Annotated in this window: 19 protein-coding genes; 11 read left to right on the top strand and 8 right to left on the bottom strand. The window is 65.2% G+C overall.

Features of this window, described 5'->3' with window-relative positions:
• Positions 1-101 precede the first annotated feature (101 nt).
• Positions 102-653 carry an SRPBCC family protein gene (locus QF038_RS01335; RefSeq protein ID WP_307613374.1) on the top strand — a complete coding sequence of 184 codons (552 nt, stop codon included), beginning with the start codon at positions 102-104 and terminating at the stop codon, positions 651-653.
• A gap of 114 nt (positions 654-767) precedes the next feature.
• Positions 768-1,727, top strand: coding sequence for an SRPBCC family protein (locus tag QF038_RS01330; RefSeq protein WP_307607982.1), 960 nt, complete (start codon positions 768-770; stop codon positions 1,725-1,727).
• A 133-nt stretch (positions 1,728-1,860) separates the two neighbouring features.
• On the opposite strand, the gene QF038_RS01325 is transcribed toward QF038_RS01330, so the two are convergent.
• Positions 1,861-3,855: a rhamnogalacturonan lyase gene (locus tag QF038_RS01325; protein ID WP_307607980.1), complete on the bottom strand. Its 1,995-nt coding sequence runs from the start codon at positions 3,853-3,855 to the stop codon at positions 1,861-1,863.
• A gap of 370 nt (positions 3,856-4,225) precedes the next feature.
• Between QF038_RS01325 and QF038_RS01320 the strand changes: the two genes are divergently transcribed.
• Complete coding sequence (locus QF038_RS01320) at positions 4,226-4,867, top strand: NADPH-dependent F420 reductase (protein WP_307607978.1); 642 nt, start codon at positions 4,226-4,228, stop codon at positions 4,865-4,867.
• Between the two features lie 123 nt (positions 4,868-4,990).
• Here QF038_RS01320 and QF038_RS01315 read toward each other — a convergent pair whose 3' ends face one another.
• Positions 4,991-5,935: a hypothetical protein gene (locus QF038_RS01315; protein ID WP_307607976.1), complete on the bottom strand. Its 945-nt coding sequence runs from the start codon at positions 5,933-5,935 to the stop codon at positions 4,991-4,993.
• A 198-nt stretch (positions 5,936-6,133) separates the two neighbouring features.
• On the opposite strand from QF038_RS01315, the gene QF038_RS01310 reads away from it, so the two are divergent.
• Positions 6,134-6,472 (top strand): hypothetical protein, encoded by a 339-nt coding sequence (locus tag QF038_RS01310; RefSeq protein WP_307607974.1) that lies wholly within the window; start codon positions 6,134-6,136, stop codon positions 6,470-6,472.
• Positions 6,473-6,512: 40 nt separating this feature from the next.
• On the opposite strand, the gene QF038_RS01305 is transcribed toward QF038_RS01310, so the two are convergent.
• Together QF038_RS01305 and QF038_RS01300 are read right to left on the bottom strand one after the other, a co-directional pair.
• On the bottom strand, positions 6,513-7,445 hold the full coding sequence (locus QF038_RS01305; RefSeq protein WP_307607973.1) for a threonine/serine dehydratase: 933 nt from the start codon (positions 7,443-7,445) through the stop codon (positions 6,513-6,515).
• Between the two features lies 1 nt (position 7,446).
• Positions 7,447-7,707, bottom strand: coding sequence for a hypothetical protein (locus QF038_RS01300; protein ID WP_307607971.1), 261 nt, complete (start codon positions 7,705-7,707; stop codon positions 7,447-7,449).
• 236 nt (positions 7,708-7,943) lie between these two features.
• Between QF038_RS01300 and dctA the strand changes: the two genes are divergently transcribed.
• Complete coding sequence (gene dctA, locus QF038_RS01295) at positions 7,944-9,431, top strand: C4-dicarboxylate transporter DctA (protein ID WP_307607969.1); 1,488 nt, start codon at positions 7,944-7,946, stop codon at positions 9,429-9,431.
• Positions 9,432-9,502: 71 nt separating this feature from the next.
• Here dctA and QF038_RS01290 read toward each other — a convergent pair whose 3' ends face one another.
• Complete coding sequence (locus tag QF038_RS01290) at positions 9,503-10,327, bottom strand: hypothetical protein (RefSeq protein WP_307607967.1); 825 nt, start codon at positions 10,325-10,327, stop codon at positions 9,503-9,505.
• Between the two features lie 155 nt (positions 10,328-10,482).
• Entirely contained in the window at positions 10,483-11,316 is an 834-nt protein-coding gene (locus QF038_RS01285; protein WP_307607965.1) for an IclR family transcriptional regulator, read from the bottom strand.
• A gap of 93 nt (positions 11,317-11,409) precedes the next feature.
• Between QF038_RS01285 and QF038_RS01280 the strand changes: the two genes are divergently transcribed.
• Together QF038_RS01280 and QF038_RS01275 are read left to right on the top strand one after the other, a co-directional pair.
• A complete protein-coding gene (locus QF038_RS01280; protein ID WP_307607963.1) occupies positions 11,410-12,783 on the top strand; it encodes an MFS transporter in 1,374 nt (457 codons plus the stop codon).
• A gap of 86 nt (positions 12,784-12,869) precedes the next feature.
• Positions 12,870-13,628: a GntR family transcriptional regulator gene (locus QF038_RS01275; protein ID WP_307607961.1), complete on the top strand. Its 759-nt coding sequence runs from the start codon at positions 12,870-12,872 to the stop codon at positions 13,626-13,628.
• Between the two features lie 10 nt (positions 13,629-13,638).
• On the opposite strand, the gene QF038_RS01270 is transcribed toward QF038_RS01275, so the two are convergent.
• Both QF038_RS01270 and QF038_RS01265 read right to left on the bottom strand, forming a co-directional pair.
• Entirely contained in the window at positions 13,639-14,097 is a 459-nt protein-coding gene (locus QF038_RS01270; RefSeq protein ID WP_307607959.1) for a glucose PTS transporter subunit IIA, read from the bottom strand.
• Positions 14,097-14,327: a glucose PTS transporter subunit EIIB gene (locus QF038_RS01265; RefSeq protein ID WP_050053469.1), complete on the bottom strand. Its 231-nt coding sequence runs from the start codon at positions 14,325-14,327 to the stop codon at positions 14,097-14,099. The genes QF038_RS01270 and QF038_RS01265 overlap by 1 nt, the downstream gene beginning before the upstream one ends.
• A gap of 231 nt (positions 14,328-14,558) precedes the next feature.
• Between QF038_RS01265 and QF038_RS01260 the strand changes: the two genes are divergently transcribed.
• The 4 genes from QF038_RS01260 to QF038_RS01245 are packed head-to-tail and all read left to right on the top strand — an operon-like array spanning position 14,559 to position 18,588.
• Positions 14,559-15,809 carry a PTS transporter subunit EIIC gene (locus QF038_RS01260; RefSeq protein WP_307607958.1) on the top strand — a complete coding sequence of 417 codons (1,251 nt, stop codon included), beginning with the start codon at positions 14,559-14,561 and terminating at the stop codon, positions 15,807-15,809.
• A gap of 45 nt (positions 15,810-15,854) precedes the next feature.
• Positions 15,855-16,634 (top strand): glucosamine-6-phosphate deaminase, encoded by a 780-nt coding sequence (gene nagB, locus QF038_RS01255; RefSeq protein WP_307607957.1) that lies wholly within the window; start codon positions 15,855-15,857, stop codon positions 16,632-16,634.
• On the top strand, positions 16,619-17,380 hold the full coding sequence (locus tag QF038_RS01250; protein WP_307607956.1) for a copper homeostasis protein CutC: 762 nt from the start codon (positions 16,619-16,621) through the stop codon (positions 17,378-17,380). The genes nagB and QF038_RS01250 overlap by 16 nt, the downstream gene beginning before the upstream one ends.
• Positions 17,380-18,588: an N-acetylglucosamine-6-phosphate deacetylase gene (locus QF038_RS01245; RefSeq protein WP_307613373.1), complete on the top strand. Its 1,209-nt coding sequence runs from the start codon at positions 17,380-17,382 to the stop codon at positions 18,586-18,588. The genes QF038_RS01250 and QF038_RS01245 overlap by 1 nt, the downstream gene beginning before the upstream one ends.
• Positions 18,589-18,711: the final 123 nt, after the last annotated feature.

The following is an 18,711-nucleotide window of genomic DNA, read 5'->3' as shown; positions in this document are numbered from 1 at the left end:
GCAGGCGCAGCCGCGCAGCAGCCCACCCCGTTGCCCCAACCGGGTCGCATTTAACGTCGTGATTCCGCGTTTTCACTGCCTTAAATGCGACCCAGTTGGGGGTGATTGGAGGGGTGGTGGGCCGGGTCCGGGCGGCCGATGAGCGCCTGAAGTGGGTGGCCCACATCGCCGGAGTACGCCGGGAATGGGAGGCCAAAATCCTCGAGCAGATCCCTGGCCGGAGAGTGGCCTGGGCCGCCCTGGAAGGCGTCACCAACTCCGGCGCGGTTGATTTCAAGGATGCCGGCGGCAACAGGACGGAGCTGGCGTTGACCCTTGAATACCAGCCCGCGGGTGTGGTGGAACGGGTGGGCGACCTGCTCCACGTCGTCGGCCGCCAGGCGGAACACGACCTGAAGCAGTTCAAGGAATTCATCGAGCGCCAGGAGCGTTCCACCGCTGCCCGGTACACTGCACGGTCCACCGACGAGCGGCGCCAGGACTATCGGTTTGAGCACCCCTTCGACCAGACCAACGGCCTGGTTGATCTTGAGGGGGAGTCGGGCGGAACCGCCGACGGCGAGAACTACAGTGCCGCCGAACGCCGGCAAAGGGAGGAGCACAGCAGGAGCCTTCCGCCGAATCCCGGCGGTGCGGACGTGTTGGGCTTCTGACATCTGCTTCCCGGAACCGGCTCTGGCAACCTCCGCCCCCAAAAGGTATGTTGGTAAGCATGCTGATGATTTTTACGGAATCATCAGTCCCGGTTACACAGCAAAGGAGACGTTATGAGCACGAAGGTGGAAAAACGCATTCTGGTGAACGTACCGGTGGGCACTGCTTACAACCAGTGGACCCAGTTCGAGGAATTCCCGCACTTCATGGGCGGTGTCAAGAGCGTTACGCAGCTCAGTGACGACCGGCTCGAGTGGGTAGCCGAGATCGGCGGCATCCGCAGGCAGTGGGAAGCCAAGATTTTGGAGCAGGTCCCGGACCGCAAAGTCGCCTGGGCAGCCACCGAAGGCGCCACCAACGCCGGTTCCGTGGATTTCGAAGACGTAGGCGGCGGCCAAACCTCCATCCGTCTGACGCTCGAATACGAGCCCGAGGGAATTATCGAGAAGGTGGGCGACAAGCTCAACGTGGTGGACCGCCAGGCCGAAGCAGACCTGCAGCGGTTCAAGGAATTCATCGAGGACGAAGGCTACGCCAGTGGCGCATGGCGCGGCAGTGTCAGCTCCGGAGCTCCCGTCGGCACCCCCGGCATCGAGGATGCTGCAGGATCGCGCGGCGATTCGGGCAAGGCCGGCGTATCCGGCAAGGTGGCTGCAGGCGTGGGCCTGGCAGCGGCAGCAGGTGCTGCGGCAGCCATGGCAGCCAGCAGCAACAAGGACACAACGGGGGCCGCCGATGAAACAGTGACCCCCGTGACTCCCGGAGAGCCCGTCACCGTCACGCCACTGACCACCGACACCACGGCTACCGATACCGCAAACACCGGCACCACGGGAACAGGCACAACAACAACAGGCACAACGTCGGCAGCCGGTTCCACCGGTTCTGTGGCGGACCTGGGTGATGACAGGATCGGCCACGCCTTCGACCAGACCAACGGCCTGGTGGACACCACCGGTGAGTCGGACGAGACGCTTGAGGGTGAGAACCTGAGCGCCGGCGAACGGCGCGAGAGCGAGCGCCGGCCGGACGGCGGCCTGCCGCCTGTAGGCGGCAACCTCGGCCAGCACTGACGGCAACCTGACCGCCTGAGGGGACGTCCCGGCGTCGGAGGTTCACTCACAACCGGACGTTCCACGGAAAGCAAAGCGCCGCCCGCCCTTCCCCCGGGGCGGGCGGCGCTTTGCCGTTACTGCTGTGCTGTTGCTACTTGTCCGTGCCGGCGTAGAAGACCGACGGCGCTGCGGGGGTCTCCATGCCCTCGCCGATGAAGAAGCTCGGGTGCGGCGGCTGGTTGTACGCGACGGCCTCGCGGGCAACGCCCGTCCGGTACATCGGATCGTGCATCAGGGTGCGGAGCCGGACCTCGGTGGGCGAGGTGCTGGTGTAGATCCGCAGTTCCGTGCTGTCCGACGACGGGAAAGCCAGTTCCTCACGCCAGTCGCCCAGGAGGTCCGCCTGCAGGGACGGGTTGCCCTTGGTGCCGTTGTTGGTGCGCGCGCCGGTGGCGGTCAACAGCCTGTCACTGGTTTCGGTTTCCCAGTTCCACTTCGAAACGGTGGGGACACCTACCTGAGTGGCGGCATCGAAATCGTGGTCAACGATTTCACGGAGCAGGTCACCATCCCACCAGGCCAGGAAGTTGGCAGCCGGGATCTTTTCAGCAATCAGCTCACCCTTGGCAGAACGGAGCTGGCCGACCGGGGAGTTCCAGGCAGCGTCCCCGCCCACAGCCCAGCCTTCAGCGCCGGCATAGCGCGGATCGATGTCCCCCGCGGCGCCGCGGCCCGTGTCCCGGGTGGCGGGAATGCTCCAGAGGATTTTGCCGGTGGCAGCGTCGCGGAAGGTGGCGCCGCGGTTGCCGCTCTGGCTCATGCTCTCGTGCACCGCGAAGGTTTCCAGGCCCGGGCGGGACGGATCCAGGTCGCTGGTGTGGATGGCATCGCCGTGGCCCAGCTTGGTGTTGTACAGCGGCTTGCCGTCGTCGTCGATGGCCATGGAGCCGAACACAAACTCGTCCTTGCCGTCCTGGTCCACGTCCGCAACGGAGAGGTTGTGGTTGCCCTGGCCCCTGTACTGGGCGCCGGCAATATCCGAGTCGAACGTCCAGCGCTTCACCAGCTTGCCGTTCACCAGGTCATAAGTGACAAGGACGGCGCGGGTGTAGTAGCCGCGGCTGAACATCATGGAGGGATGCTCGCCGTCCAAGTAGGCCACGCCGGCAAGGAAGCGGTCCACGCGGTTGCCGTAGCCGTCGCCCCAGGCAGAGACGCTGCCCCGCGGCGGATCGTAGGGAACGGTGTCCATGATGGTTCCGGTGGCACCGTTGAACACGGTGAGGAATTCGGGGCCGGACAGGACATAACCGGCGCTGTTCCGGTAGTCCGCCGCAGCATCGCCGATCACGGTTCCGGCCCCGTCCGTGGTGCCGTCCGCCGTCTTCATGGACACCTCGGCCTTGCCGTCACCGTCGAAGTCGTAGGCAAGGACCTGGGTATAGTGGGCGCCGGCGCGGATGTTGCGGCCCAGGTCGATGCGCCACAGCTTGGTGCCGTCCATCTTGTAGGCATCGACGTATACGTTGCCGGTGTAGCCGGACTTCGAGTTGTCCTGGGCGTTGGTGGGGTTCCAGAGCTGGACGATCTCGTAGGTGCCGTCGCCGTCCAGGTCCGCGACGCTCGCGTCGTTGGCTGTGTAGCTGTAGGCCTGCCCGGTGGGGGTCACGCCGTCGGCCGGCTTGTCCAGCTTGATGGCCAGGTAGTTCTGGGCCAACGGCGTGAACTCGGCGCTGAGTTTGTCCTGCCCGTTGCCGTTGCCCACGGCCTTGATGACATACTTCGACGCCGCGGTACCCGCCGGGTCAACGTAGGTGGTGGTGTCCCGGATAGGCTCGTCCGTGAGCTGGACGCCGTCGCGGAGCACATGGAATCCGACGCTGTCCTTGTCCAGGCCAAGCATGCGCCAGCCCAAGGTGACGCCCTGGTCCGTCAGCACGGCAACCGGTGCGCGGTCCAGGTTCTCCACTTGGCGCTTGAGCTCTGTGCCGGACTGCCCGGGAGCGGTGCCGGGGTCTGCCTGCGCCAGGGGGACGCCGGTAAAGGCGAGGGCTGCGGCCGTCAGTGAGGCTGCTGCGGCAAGCGGAGCCGCTTTCCAGGCACGGCCGGCCCGGGATGAGGGGGAACATTTCGAGGGAAAAACCAAAAGAACATCTCCTTTGATGCGTCGGCAGCTGAGTCCGCCGAACGACTGTTGGAACGTTTCACTCCTCGTCGCTGACGAACCTTTCTGGGCGGTTCGGGCGGGATGAAGCAGGAGGGAAAGCGCTTTCTGCCCTTTAGGTTTATCAGCGGGCCGCAAGAGAGGTCAAGGCTTTTCCGTTACTTAATGGGCGAATTTGTTCCATTACCTTTCGATATGGGACAGACTCTGGACGTCGTCTCAGAGCGGAAGCACGACGGCGGCGTGCCGCCGGGCGCAGAAGGCGGAACGACGCCGTCGTACGCTTTTCCGACGCCTTTTATTCCCTGGGCTCCGCTGAAATATCCGCGGAGGAGCCGCTGTTGGCGCCGGTATGACAACAATCGGAATCATCGGTGCAGGACATATCGGAAGCGCAGTTGCCCGGAAGGCGGTGGAGCTGGGTTATGACGTGGTCATCAGCAACTCACGCGGGCCCGAGACGCTGGCGGACCTCGTTGCGGAGCTTGGCCCGAAGGCCCGGGCAGCCACCCCCGCGGAGGCCGCGGCGGCAGGCGATTTCGCCGTGGTGACAGTGCCGCTTAGGAACTACAAGGACATTCCGGTGGAGCCCCTGGCCGGCAAGATCGTGATCGACACCAACAACTACTACTGGGAGCGGGACGGCCGCATCCCGGAGCTGGACAAGGGCGAGGCCACCACCTCGGGACTGCTCCAGGAGCACCTGCCGGAGTCGAAAGTGGCCAAGGGCTTCAACCACATCATGGCGTCCCAGATCACCACTGATGGAACTCCTACCGGCACGGAGAACCGCCGGGCACTGGCAACGGCCAGCGACTACCCGGAAGCCGCCGAACTGGTAACGCGCCTGTACGACGAGTTTGGTTTCGACACCGTGAACATCGGACTCCTGGAGGACAGCTGGCGCGTGGAGCGGGATCGGCCCGCGTACGTGGTGCGGCAGAATGCCCAGGAGCTGAAGGACAACCTGGCCAAGGCCACGAGGACCATCTAGCTGCGGACCTTTCCGCCGCCCGGACCGTTTCCCCGCTGGCGGGTCCGGACATAAAACTGGCTGGCAGCAGGCGTTGTGAACCCGCGTTTTGGGAACGTCTGCTGCCAGCCAGTTGGGGTTGACCTAGTCCCAGGCCGGGACCAGGACCACGTCATATTGGGTTGCCTGCTTTCCGAATTTCGCGTTCACGGCTGCGAGGGTGTCCCCAAACTTGGCCACCGTTGTGGGGATGTTGAAGTGCTTGCTCTTGATCACGTCTTCAACCTTGAAGGAGGACAGGTCCCGGGAAAGCTCCAGGCGGCTGATCTGGTTAACCATGTTCTGGACCGCCCACACGGTGTGGCCCTTAACCAGGATGCCGTCGATGAACTCCAGGTCCGGTCCGTCGATCCTGTCGCTCTTTCCCGTCTCGGGATCCACAGCGTAAAGCGCCTGCTGCGCAGTGTGCGCAACTATGAGCGTGTCCCCGTCTTCGGCGCTTGCGATGCCGTTGAATCCGAACTCGCCTTCCTTCAAGGGTTTGGCTGCCCTGCCGCTCACTTTCAGGGTCTCTACGTCGTCGGAGTCTCCCAGCTCGCCACAGTCGCCCACAGGGACGAAATAGAGTTCCGGCGAAGCAGAGTTGGTGAACCAGGCGCCGTCTTCGGTGAGGGTGACGTCATTGATGAACTGCATGGCCTTCGTGGTCAGCGTGAACTCGGCCACCGTCTTGCGGGTTTCGGTGCTGTAGACGTAGGCCTTGCCGGTAGCCCCGCCCGCCACGAAGAGCAGGTCATTGTCGACGTCCGCCTTCATCCCTACAGCCATCCGGCCGTCCGGCACATTAATGAAACGTTTGGCCTCGCTGTCATGGATATCGCCGCGGTAGATATCGCCGGTATTCAGGTCTCCGGCATAGAAAGTGGCCCCCTCCCCAGCCGCAATACCCTCGGCGGAGGTGGCGCCGTCGAGCACTATGACGTCGTCGCTGCTGGATGCGGAGGCCACTGCCGGCAGGGCAATGGGTAAGAACAGTGCCAGAAGGGCGGTGAATCCCACGGCTGTACGGCGTTGTACTGTTCGGCGCATGATGCTTCCTCGATGTGGGTTTTTGCGCGGGGCCAATCAGCGGCAGCTCCGCACGATGGTGCTGCCAGTTTAAGGACCGGCAGGAAGCCCCGCCAGAACTTGGTGCCCCCTTCATAAGGAAGGGGGCAATGCACCCGGACCGCATTCATCTCCGGATTCTGCTTACAATCGAAACCTCAATCAACTACTGAGGGACCCATGAAGAAACTCGCCACAGCCTTGATCGCCGCCGGGCTCGTTGTCTCCGCCACGGCCTGCACCGCCTCGAACCAGCTCACCACCGCGGAAACGTGTGAGCGGATCCAGAGCGTGGTCTCCAACCCGGCCAACAACGCCGGCAAGACGGGCATGAACCGCCTGGCCAACCAGATCCGCCCCATTCACGAGGTCGCTTCCGACGATCTCAAGCCCGCCCTCGAGTCCATCCTTGAATACACGGACGAGCAGGCCAAGGAAACCCCGGACGAAGGCAAGATTGCGGAGCTGCAGGCTGGCTACGAGGAAGCCGGCAGCACCTACCAGAAGTTCTGCAGCTAGCCTTCACTGCTTTGCCTTTTGCTGAACGGACCCGGCCGCCTTACAGGGTGGCCGGGTCCGTGTTTGCGCCGCATAGAATGACTGCCACGCGTTCCCCTGGCTTCGGCACGTAGGCGCCGGACGTCAGGGCCGCGTAGGCCGCTGCCGCGCCGTGTTCCACTACCAGCCGGTAGTCGTTCCACAGCAGCGAGCGTGCGGTCACGATGCCGTCATCGGACACCAGGACACTTTCGACGCCGGTGCGGACCGCGACGGAGAAGCCGATGTCGCCAACGCGGCGGGCTCCCAGCGAATCTGCGGCGACTCCCGACACAGTGACGTCGACCGGTTCGTTCGCGGCCAGGGCCGCATGGAGCGTGGGCGCATTCCGGGGCTCCACGCCAACCACCCGGGCATGGCCTTCCACGGCCGCCGCGATGCCCGCCATCAGCCCGCCTCCGCCCACCGCCACCAGCACGGTGTCCACTCCGGCGATCTGCTCCAGTACTTCCATCCCCACGGTTCCGGCGCCGGCAGCGATCTCGGGCTGGTCATAGGCGTGGCAGTAAACAGCTCCGGTGCGCCGTGCATGTTCCACGGCGGCCTGGTACGCCTCGGCATATTCGGCGCCACCCTGGATCACAGTGGCGCCGATCACCTCGAGTTTGCGAACCTTCACGGCCGGAGCAGCCGCCGGCACGAATACCGTTGCCGGCACTCCCAGCTGGGCTGCCGCGTAGGCATTGGCAAGCCCGGCGTTGCCGCCCGAGGCAACCACCACACCAACGGCGGGATCCAGCTCGCCGCGCTCCTTGCTGGCCAGGATTCGGTTCAGCGCGCCGCGGGCTTTGAAAGTGCCGGTGTGCTGCATAAATTCGCACTTGAACCAGACCTCGCCGGGGAACGCCTCCGTATCCGCCTGCAGCACGGGCGTTACTCGGGTGAGGCCGGCTGTCCGGCGGGCCGCGTCCTCAACATCTGCTCGGGCAATCACGTCAGAGTTCGTCGTCCCAGGTTCCGGGCTCTTCCAGGGCTTCCTCGGGTTTGTGCCCTGCCGGCGGCTCGCCGCTTCCGGTGTACGACGCAGGCACCGTTCCGGCCGCGTGGGCCTGTTGCTCCTCGCGGATGTTGGCGGCGCCGGGAAGCTCCGGATGCATGCCGCCCTGGGGCGCCTGTGCTGCCTGCTTGGCTTCGTCGGGGTCACCCGGGCCGCGGAGATCGGCGGTGTTTTGGGGCTCCTCATTGGACGTGGTCATGGGTCCTGCCTTTCACCTAGGTACCTGTTTCTTTCCATCCCGGAAATCCTGTCCGGGATGGACTCCAGCCTACGGTGCCACCAGTCACAATCGGATTTTTGACCCCAATCGGGTCCGCGGCGGCTTTCACATCATGGAATTACAATTTCCCCTTGCGGAAATGGTGTGATCGGGGTTACGTTTTACCCAAGGCCCGGATCAGCGGGCGCATCCCCTATTTGGATAGGTAAAGGTCAATGAAGATCCCCAACCCTGAGGCACTGAAGGCGAGTTCGGTGCCCACGAAGAGGAAGCCGCTGTACAAGTCGCTCTTCTTCCAGATTCTGATCGCCGTCGTGGCAGGTGTCCTTATAGGGCATTTCTGGCCGGACCTCGGATCACAATTGAGGCCGCTCGGAGATGGCTTCATCAAACTGATCAAGATGATCATCGCGCCGCTGATCTTCCTGGTGATCGTCACCGGAATTTCAGCCGTAGGCGACGTCAAGGCGGTTGGAAGGGTAGGGGTCAAAGCCCTTGTCTATTTCACGGCAGCCACCCTGTTTGCCCTGGTCTTCGGCCTGGTGGTGGGCAACATCGTCCAGCCCGGCGCCGGGCTAAACATCGATCCCGCCACACTGTCCCAGGCGGACCTGGATGCCAAGACCGGATCTGCCGCCCCCAAGGACGCAGCATCGTTCATCCTCGATGTCATTCCGGCCAGCGTGATCGGAGCCTTCGCCAGTAACAGCCTGCTGCAGGTCCTCTTCTTCTCGGTGTTCTTCGGCGCAGCGATCGTGGTCATTGGACGCGAGCGGTGCATGCCCGTGATCAGCCTCATGGAGACCGTCCTGGAACTGATCTTCAAGATCATGTCCTGGATTATGAAAGTTGCTCCCATCGGAGCCTTCGGAGCCATGGCCTTCATCATCGGCCAGTACGGCCTGGACACGCTCAGCACTTACGCCCTGCTGATCACCGCCTGTTACGCCGCGGCGATCGTGTTCATCGGCCTGCTGTTCGTGGTGGCCTGGGTTACCGCACGCGTCCCGCTCTGGCAGTTCCTCAAGTACACCCGCGAAGAATTCCTCCTGGCCCTGGGCACCGCCTCCACTGAGGCTGTGATGCCTCGCATCATGACCAAGCTGACCAACGCCGGATGCTCCCGCGCCACCACCGGCCTGGTGGTCCCTACCGGCTACTCCTTCAACCTGGACGGGGCAGCAATCTACCTGTCCATCTCGCTGCTGTTCCTCGCCCAGGCGTTCGGCCACAACCTGGACCTTGGCCAGCAGCTTGCAGCGCTCGGCGTGCTGCTGCTGACTTCCAAGGGCATGGCGGGCGTCCCGGGGTCATCCTTCCTGGCGCTCTCGGCCACCGCCGCCGCCCTGGGCATCTTCCCGGTAGCCGGCGTCGCACTCCTCCTTGGAGCCGACCGGCTCATGGATTCCATGCGCGTGGTAGTGAACCTGCTGGGCAACTGCGTGGCCACGTTCGTGGTCTCCAAATGGGAGGGCCAGTTCGACCGGAGCGTTATGCTGCGCGCCTTCAAGGGCGAGATCACCAACCACGATTCCGCCATCATGTTGGGCAAGGAGGAGGTCTTTGAGGGCCAGGAGCTCCAGCGGCTCAGCGAGGGGCAGGACCCGTCACCGAAGTTCCGCGGCGGGCCGCACCCCGAGGACATTCCCCAGTTCCAGATGAGCAAGGCTGAGCGGGCCAAGGCCGGCATCCCCGCCGAATAGCCGCAGCACAACAGAAGGGCGGGCAGGACCATCTGGTCCTGCCCGCCCTCTGTCGCTTGAAAGCCCTATCGCTACGGTGTCGGCGATGCCGATGACGTGCTGCTGTCTTCGGTCTCCGTTGCCGTTGACGTCGCCGTCGGCGTCGGCGACTCTGACCGGCCCGACGAGGACGGGCTCGTGGAGCCGGAGGTGCTGGTGGACGTGGGGCTGGAAGTTCCACTGCCGCCGTCGGCCTTCTCCAGCACGTCATTGATCAGGTCCTCGAGCTCCTTCTGGTCCGGATCCCCGAGGTTGGCGCCGCTCTTGGTGGCCACCACCAGGAGCTTGCCTTCGGCAGCGGACACCTGCATCAGCTTCTGCTGGTTCTCGCCGCTGCGGGCACTGAGGGTGGCGAAGGTCTTTTCGGCATCCGTGTCCGCCTGGAGTTCTTCGCTGGTCACCTCGTACTTCTGGCCCAGTGCGGACACTGAGAACTTGGCGCATTGGTCCATCTTGCCGCTGACCTTATCGAGGACCTCGACGGCGTCCGGCCCCTCGCTGCCCGACTGGGCAGACAGGGTGCGCGGCTGGTCGCCCTCGGAAAGCGCAACGGCCACGTCCCCGTTTTCCACCTTGTCCAGAAGCCCGGCGGTGGCGATGTCCTTGCAGTCCGAGGGGTCAACGGTTGCCGTGCTCAGGAGCAGATTGGCGATATTGCCGCCCTGGTCCACCTGCTCCTTGGAGTAGAGCTTCAGCTCGTTGCCGTCCTCGTCCTTCATGCCTGAGATCAGGTCGCGCAGCTCATCCTCGGTGTAGGCCTTGGCTTCCGCCGTCGGGCTGGCAGAAGCACTGGTGGTCTGGGCCGAAGGGCTTGCCGCGCCCCCGCCGCCGCCTGTGCAGCCTGCAAGGGCAATCATTGCCGCCGCCATCACTCCAAGTGCCGGAACTTTTCGCATCTGGTTCAACCCCTTAGAAAATAGAAAGCATGCTTAGCGTTTCTAGCCTAAGGGTACAGCCGACCCAGGGGTAATAACTAAGCCTGGCTTTTTATTTTTGCCCACAAGGGGCGGCGTCAGGCCGGCTTGGCTCCAGGTTCCCGGGCCGGATGCCGCCACGCCCCGCTCACTGTCGCCTGATGGCCGAGGCTGCGGGAGATGGCGCGGGCAGCGGCCCGCACCAGGGGAACCAGCTCAAGGGCGGGCGCCGTCGTATCCGGAACCACGATGGACAGAGCGGCCAGCACCGCGCCATCGGCGGCGTAAATCGGTGCTGCAACCGAGACGGTTCGGGAGGGGTGCGTCCGGCGGACCACCGCGGCGCCGGACTGTTTGACCCCGGCAAGCACTGCGCGAAGGTCACCTGCCAACGGCTCCCCTGGCCCTGCTTCGGCCCCGGCAGTCTGCGCCAGCAGCTCCTCCAGCACATCCGGAGCGGAGCAGGCCAGCAGGACCTGCCCGACGGCGGTGGTCCGCAAGGGCATCCGGCCTCCCACCCGGTAGGCCACTTCGGTGGCATGCCGTGACGAGAGCCGGTCAATGAGGACCGCTTCACTGCCGTCACGGACGGAGAGCAGCACATGGTGGCGCGTCACCTCATACAGGTCTTCAAGGTAGGGAAGCGCAATCTGCCGGACGCCGTGGCCCCGCGGCGAAAGAGAGGCTATTTCCCACAAGCGCACCCCCACCACGTACCGGCCGTCCTCCAGCCGTTCCAACGCACCCCATTCGGTCAGGTGCCGCACCAGCCGGAGTGCGGTGGCCGGGGCGAGGTTCGCGGACCTGGCCAGCTCGGACAGGCTCAGTGCCCGGCGTCGTTCGGTGAACTGCTCCAGCAGGCTCAGCGCCCGCACCACCACGGGCTGGCCGGGGCCTCCCTGGAGCCCCCGCGCCCCGCCTCTTCCAGCCACTTTTCCTCCGAGGTTCTCGTGTCATTCAAGCGTGCGGGGTGTGGCCCGTGCCACAAAGTGCATTTTCACTCAGTGAAAAGTACAGTCACTCAAGTGGGATCGGGGGCCAAGCTGATGGACGTCCTGCCGGCGACTTTGCCTGCCGTCTCCCTGACCCGATTGGAATCAACGATGAACTCCAATGCCCCTCGAAAATCCCTTGCCGGAATTTTTGTGCTGTGCTGGCTTGGCCTGCTTGCCGACGGTTATGACCTTTATGTCTACGGCGCCACCCTGCCCGGCCTGATCGGCCAGCCGCCCTTTAGCGTCACTCCCGCGGGCGCCGGCGCCGTGGGCTCCCTGGCACTGGTGGGAATGCTGCTCGGCTCCCTGATCGTGGGCACCCTGACCGACAGGCTGGGCCGGCGCCGGATCTTTGTCAGCGCCCTGGCCCTGTTTTCGCTGGCCATGCTGGCCTGCTCGATGGCTCCCACCTGGGAATTGTTTGCGGCATTCCGCTTCATTGCCTGCTTTGGCGTGGGAGGCCTGCTTCCGACGGCGGTGGCACTCACCAACGAGTTCGCCCCGCCGGGCAGGAAGTCGCTGGTCCTAGGAGCAGTCCTGACCGGACCGGCCACGGGCACGGTGGTTGCGTCATTGACTTCTCTGGCCCTGTTGGAATCGAGCGGGTTCCGGCCGGTCTATGCGATCGGGGCTGGCGGCCTTCTGCTGGTGCCGTTCGCCTGGTTCCTGATGCCGGAGTCGCCGCAGTTCCTGCGGACCCAACTCCGCAATGCTGAAGCAGACAGTATTGAGGCCGCCTATGGACTCCCCCGAACAACAGAAGCACCCGCCTCCGCCGCCCGCGTATCGCCCACCCGCGCCCTGTTCGTCAACGGCACCGGCCGCACCACCGTGCTGCTGTGGGCCATCACGGTGCTGAGCCTGCTCACCATCTTCGGCGTCAGCACCTGGCTCCCCCAGATCATGCGGACGGCGGGGTTCGGCGTTGGATCATCCGTATCATTCCTGCTGGCCTACTCGGTGGGCGCCGTGGTGGGCACGGTCCTGGCCTCGGTTGCCAGCCAGAAGTTCGGGCCCCGGCCCCTGGTGATTGTTGGCTTCATCAGTGCCGCGGCCGCCCTGCTGCTGATGTCCGCCAATCCGCCAGCCGCACTGATGACGGTACTCGCCGCTGTCGCCGGCTTCGGTGGCCTGGGCACACAGAACATGATCAACGACTACATCGCGCAGTTCTACCCAGCGGCCTCCCGCGCGACTGGCCTCGGCTGGGCACTGGCAGTGGGACGCATCGGAGCGATTGCCGGTCCCACATACGGCGCCTTGCTCGTTAGCTTCGGCGGCGGGGTCCCGGTAGCTGCAACGGCATTTGCCGCACCCGCCGTGATGGGAGCTGCCCTGATGCTTGCCTTGCGCATCCGGACGGCCAAGCGTTCCGCACCCCAGGAAGCAGAGCTGGTGGCCTGACCAGCCCTCTTCCCGAAGGTCCCCGTGTGGAATAATCCGAAGGAGTGGTCCTCACCGGACCGCTCCACGGATCGAAGGGGCCTTTCGTGCCAGCCACAGCACCATCAAGGAGCAGCGCTCCAACGGCGAGCGCGACCATTAGCAACACCCAGGTCCCCAAGCATGAGCAGCTGCGGCTGATCATCCTCAAGCTGGCCAAGGAGGAACTGGAGCCCGGCGCCCGGCTCCCCAGCGAGCGAACTCTCATGGACTCCTACGGCGTCAGCCGCATCACGGTGCGTGCCGCGATCGGCCGCCTGGTCAACGAGGGGCACCTGGTCCGGGTTCCGGCCAAGGGCACATTTGTGGCGGACTCCCCGGTGCAGTCCACCCTGCACCTGGCCTCCTTCACGCAAGAGATGGAGTCCATGGGACACGTTCCCAGCACGGTGGTGCTGGTGGCGGAGGCCGCCGCGGCCCCGGATGATACGGCCGAGGCACTTAGCCTTGCCCCGGGCTCGGAGGCTATCCACCTCAAGCGCCTACGGCTGGCGGACGGCCGCCCTGTCAGTGTGGACGATGCCTGGTACAACCCCGAGCACGCACCGGGACTGCTGGACATCGACCTGACCGGATCCGTGTACAAGGCCCTGGCGGCGCAGTTCGGGCACCAGATCGACAGGGCACGGCAGAGCGTTAAGTCCGAGGGCGCCCCGGCAGACGTCGGGGCGCTCCTCGGGACTGGTACGGGAGCACCGGTGCTGGCGTTTGACCGGGTTTCCTATTCAGGGCACCTGGCCATTGAGCATTCGCGTTCCTGGTACCGCTCGGACCGTTACTCCCTGAACATGGAAGTCCGGCTCTAGGAGCCAGCTCCTAATCCAGCGAGAACAGCTCCTCGCCGGCGGCCACAGTGCCGGCTGCAGCCAGGGTTGCCGTGTCCGGCTTGGAATCGAGGACGACGACGGGACTCACCATCGAGTAGCCCGCCGCGAGCGCGGCGGCGGGATCGACGCGCATGATGGGTGCGCCGGCGTCGACAGTGTCGCCCTGGGCGATGAGCAGCTTGAAGCCTTCACCCTTGAGCTTGACCGTGTCGATCCCCACATGGGTGAGGACGCCTCGCCCCGACGACTCCACCACAACAAAGGCGTGCGGCAGCAGCTTGATGACCTTCCCCGCAACCGGGGACACGACGTCGAACATCTCTCCTGCCGGCGGCTCGACGGCCGCACCGGAGCCCACCATCTGGCCCGCGAACACAGGGTCCGGGACCTCGGCAAGGGGAACCACGTTACCGGCGATGGGCGCGAGGACCACGAGCGACTGCGCCACTAGAGCAGGTCCTCGATGTCTTCGGCGAGGGTGTCGGCCTCGGGTCCAACGATGACCTGGACGGCCGTGCCGGAGGCCAGCACGCCATGGGCTCCGGCGGCTTTCAGGGAGGCCTCATTCACGAGGGAACCATCTTTAACCTCGGTGCGCAGCCGCGTGATGCAGGCTTCAATCTCCACGATGTTGCCGGCTCCGCCCAGGCCTTCAATGATCTTTTCTGCTTTGGACATGGCTGCCCTTTCTGACGGTGCCCGCTGGCGGGCACTCCTTCCTCACCGGGGCCGGCGGCCCAAGTGCGACCAATTATGGCTTTCGCTGCCGGCCATTTGAATAGCCCGGCAGGTTTCGAAGTGCCTTGACAGGCACTCGTGGGATGGATCACACTGAACTGGTCATAACCAGACAGTACCGGCTGGAACCCCTCCTTTACAAGCCCCACCCGAACCCGCAGAGGTGCAACCATGTCAACATCCGAGACCGCCGCCTTGGCTCCCGAGAAGAAGCCAAACAAGGCGTTTGCCACCCTGCAGCGCCTGGGCCGCACCCTGATGCTGCCCATCGCTGTTCTTCCCGCCGCAGGCATCCTCCTGCGCATCGGCCAGGCCGACCTGCTCGGCGCTATCCCTGGATTCGAGGGCGGTGCGGCCGTCATCTCCGCAGCCGGCAGCGCCGTCTTCACCTGGCTGCCGCTGATCTTTGCCGTGGGCATTGCCATCGGCTGGGCCAAGAAGGCCGATGGTTCCACTGCTTTGGCCGCCGTAGTCGGCTACATGGTGATCGACGGCGTCTTCAAGGCCATGTCGCCGCTGGTCCTGGCCGGACAGGTCGACCCGGCCGGCAAGCCCGCGATGATCAACTACGGCGTCCTCGCCGGCATTGTGGTGGGCCTGCTCTCCGCATCGCTGTGGCAACGGTTCTACCGCACCAAACTGCCCGACTTCCTCGGGTTCTTCAGCGGGCGCCGCCTGGTGCCCATCCTGACCTCCGTCTCCAGCCTGGTAGCCGGCGTCGCCCTTGCCCTGGCCTACCCGCTCTTCAACGCAGGCCTTTCCGCAGTGGGCCAGGCCGTGGCCAGCAACGCGGTTGTCGGCGGCGGCATTTACGGCTTCGCCAACCGCATGCTGATCCCCGCCGGACTGCACCACATCCTGAACTCCGGCGTCTGGTTCCTTATCGGCGACTACACGGACGCCTCCGGCCACCTGGTCCGCGGTGACCTCAACCGCTTCTTCGCCGGCGACCCCAGTGCGGGCATCTTTATGACCGGCTTCTTCCCCATCATGATGTTCGGCCTGCCGGCAGCAGCACTTGCCATCTGGCGCCACGCCAAGCCCTCGCAGAAGAAGATCGTTGGCGGCATTATGCTCTCCACCGCGCTGACCGCATTCTTCACCGGCATCACCGAACCGCTTGAGTACGCCTTTATGTTCGTGGCTTTCCCGCTCTACATCGTCCACGCCGCCCTGACCGGAACGTCCATGGCCCTGGTCAACGCGCTGGGCATCCATCACGGATTCACGTTCTCTGCAGGCCTGATCGACTTTGTCCTCAACTTCGGCAAATCGCAGAACGGCTGGCTGCTGATCCCCATTGGCTTGGGCTACGCGGTGATCTACTACTTCCTCTTCTCCTTCGTGATCAAGCGCTGGAACCTGCGCACCCCGGGCCGCGAGGACGACGAGGTCACCGTGGAGACCGACGCCGCGAAGTAAGAACCGAGCACTGCCCTTTAGCGACCCGCAACCGAAAGCACCCCTATGGAAATCGTCATCCTCTCCACCCCTGCAGACGTGGCCCGCACAGCCGCGGACGCCATCGAGCAGCAGGTCCGCAGCGGCCCGTCAGTCCTTGGCCTGGCCACCGGGTCAACGCCCCTCGGCACGTACCAGGAACTCATTGGGCGGCATCGGAATGGTGGTTTGAGCTTCGCCAGCGCTCAGGCCTTCCTCCTCGATGAGTATGTGGGCCTGCCCAGCACGCACCCGCAGTCCTACCACTCGGTGATCCGGGAGGAATTCGTGGACAGCGTGGACTTCGTCGAAGGGGCAGTCCACGGGCTGGACGGGGTGGCGGTTGACCTCGAGGCTGAGGTTGTCCGGTACGAGGCCGCCATTGCGGCCGCGGGCGGAGTGGACATCCAGATCCTGGGGATCGGCACGGACGGCCATGTCGGTTTCAACGAACCGATGTCGTCACTGGCCTCCAGGACCCGGATCAAGACCCTCACCCAGCAGACCCGGCAGGACAACGCGCGCTTCTTCGCAGACCCCGCCGACGTTCCGGACCACGTGCTGACCCAGGGCCTGGGCACCATCCGGGAAGCGCGGCACCTTCTGCTGCTGGCAATGGGCGAGGCCAAGGCGGAAGCTATTGCAGCAGCCGTCGAAGGTCCGGTGGCGGCGGTCTGCCCCGCCTCTGCGCTGCAGCTCCATCCGCACGTCACAGTCCTGGTGGACGAGGCTGCGGCATCAAAACTGGCGCACCGCGAGTACTACCAGGACACGTTCGGGCGGAAGCCTGCATGGCAGGGACTCTGAGGGTGTCGACGCTCATAGGGGCACCCCAGCTTGAACTGGCCGTGGAGGATGCCGAGGGGGTCCGCCTCGCGGCCTCGGTAGGGGCTGCAAGGGTGGAGCTGTGCGCGGCCCTCGCCGAGACAGACGGCATCACGCCGAGCATCGGCACCATAGAGCAGGCGTGCCGAGTTGGACTGCCTGTCCACGTCCTGGTCCGCCCGCGCCCCGGCAACTTCACCTACACGGCTGAGGAGCATGGGGTGCTGGAGCGTGACGTCGAGGCGGCATTGAACGCCGGCGCCGCGGGCGTCGTCGTCGGAGTCTTGGCGGCCGACGGCGGCCCGGACGTTCCGGCGCTTCGGCACCTTTCTGGGGTGGCCCGCCGTCGTCATCCTGCTGCCGAGGTGACCTTCCACCGGGCGTTCGACGCCGCCCTCGCCAAGGGCATGGATCCTGCTGAGGCATTGGCCAGGCTGGAACGCGCCGGCGTCAATCGCGTGCTGACCAGCGGTGGAACCCCCGACTGTGCCGCCGGGCTGCCCATGCTGGAGCGGTTGGTGGAGCTGGGACGGAACCATGCGCCGTCCGTACAGATCATGGCCGGTGGCGGGGTGCGGCTGGAACTGATGCCCCAACTGGTTCACAGCGGTGTCCATGCGGTCCACACGTCCGCGCGCGGCCTGGACCCTTCCACCGGGTTCCGGGCCCGTGTGGCGGACCCCCTGCTCGCTGCCGGCATGGCGGCGGCTCTGCGAAAGGCAGCATGATGGGCAAGGAATTGATACTTCGGGGCCGTATCGTGGCGGCTGGCGTGGACATCGACGACGGTCTGATCGCCGTGGCGGAAGGCCTGATTACCTATGCCGGGCCGGCGTCGGAATTTCCTGGCGATCCCGCTGCTGCCGCGGTTCCGGGCCGCGTTTTGTTGCCGGGCCTGGTGGACCTCCACTGCCACGGCGCCCACGGCTCGGACTTTGCGGGGGGCTCGGAGGAGGGCGCCCGGGCTGCTGCCACATACCTCCACAGCCGCGGCACCACCACGCTGCTGGCCAGCCTGGTGACGGGAGCGCCGGCGGACCTGGTCCGGAACCTGAAGGTGCTGCGGTCACTCGCTGAGGAGGGCCTGATTGCCGGATCGCACCTGGAGGGCCCCTTCCTCTCCGGTGACCAGTGCGGTGCACACGATCCCGGCCTGCTGTTGGAACCGGACCTCGATCTCGTAGGCGAACTCTTCGAAGCGGCAGGACCCACTTTGGCTTCGATGACCCTCGCCGCCGAATTGCCAGGGGCATCCGGACTGGCGGATCTGCTCACCGCGCGCGGGGCAATCCCTTCCTTGGGGCACACCGCAGCGGACCATGCCAGCGCGGCTTTGTTCCTGGAGCGGGCGGGGGCCGGCCTTGTGTCAGATCCTTCGGGTCGCGGATTCGATCCCGGCCGACGGCGCCCCACTGTCACGCACCTCTTTAATGCCATGCCCAGCATGCACCACCGGGGCCCGGGCCCCGTCTCGGCCTGCCTCAGCGCAGCGCGCGCCGGGAAGGCGGTGGTGGAACTGATCGCCGACGGCGTCCACCTCGCCCCTGAGACTGTCAAGACAGTTTTCGAGCTGGTGGGCGCGGAGAACATTGCACTGGTCACGGATTCCATGGCTGCGACGGGACTGGCGGATGGCCAGTACAAGCTGGGCACGCTCGCCGTGACGGTTGAAGGGGGTGTGGCGCGCGTGGACAGCACTGGTGTGATTGCTGGAGGAACGGCGACGCTGCTGGACGTTGTCCGGTCTGCGGTGGCTGCTGGAGTTCCGCTGCAGGACGCCGTCAAGTCAGCGACTGCAGTCCCGGCGGCGATCCTGGGACTGTCCCGGCAGGCGGGCGACCTGCGCGCGGGGATGCCGGGCGACGTTGTGGTTGTTGATACTGAACTGAATCTCGCAGGTGTGCTGCGCCGAGGCGAGTGGGTGAATCCGCTTTAACGTGCGGCCATCCTGTATCCGTTGGGAATGTCAGTGGCTCCCTAGATGATGTGGATATGGGGCCGGACGAGGGAAGTGGCGACACGGTGGTAAGTGCGGCTGCGCTGTCTCCTGTCGCTCCGG

This window comes from Pseudarthrobacter sp. W1I19, from assembly GCF_030817835.1.
In the GTDB taxonomy this organism is placed as follows: Bacteria; Actinomycetota; Actinomycetes; order Actinomycetales; family Micrococcaceae; genus Arthrobacter.
This window is presented reverse-complemented; position numbering and strand designations above follow the sequence as displayed.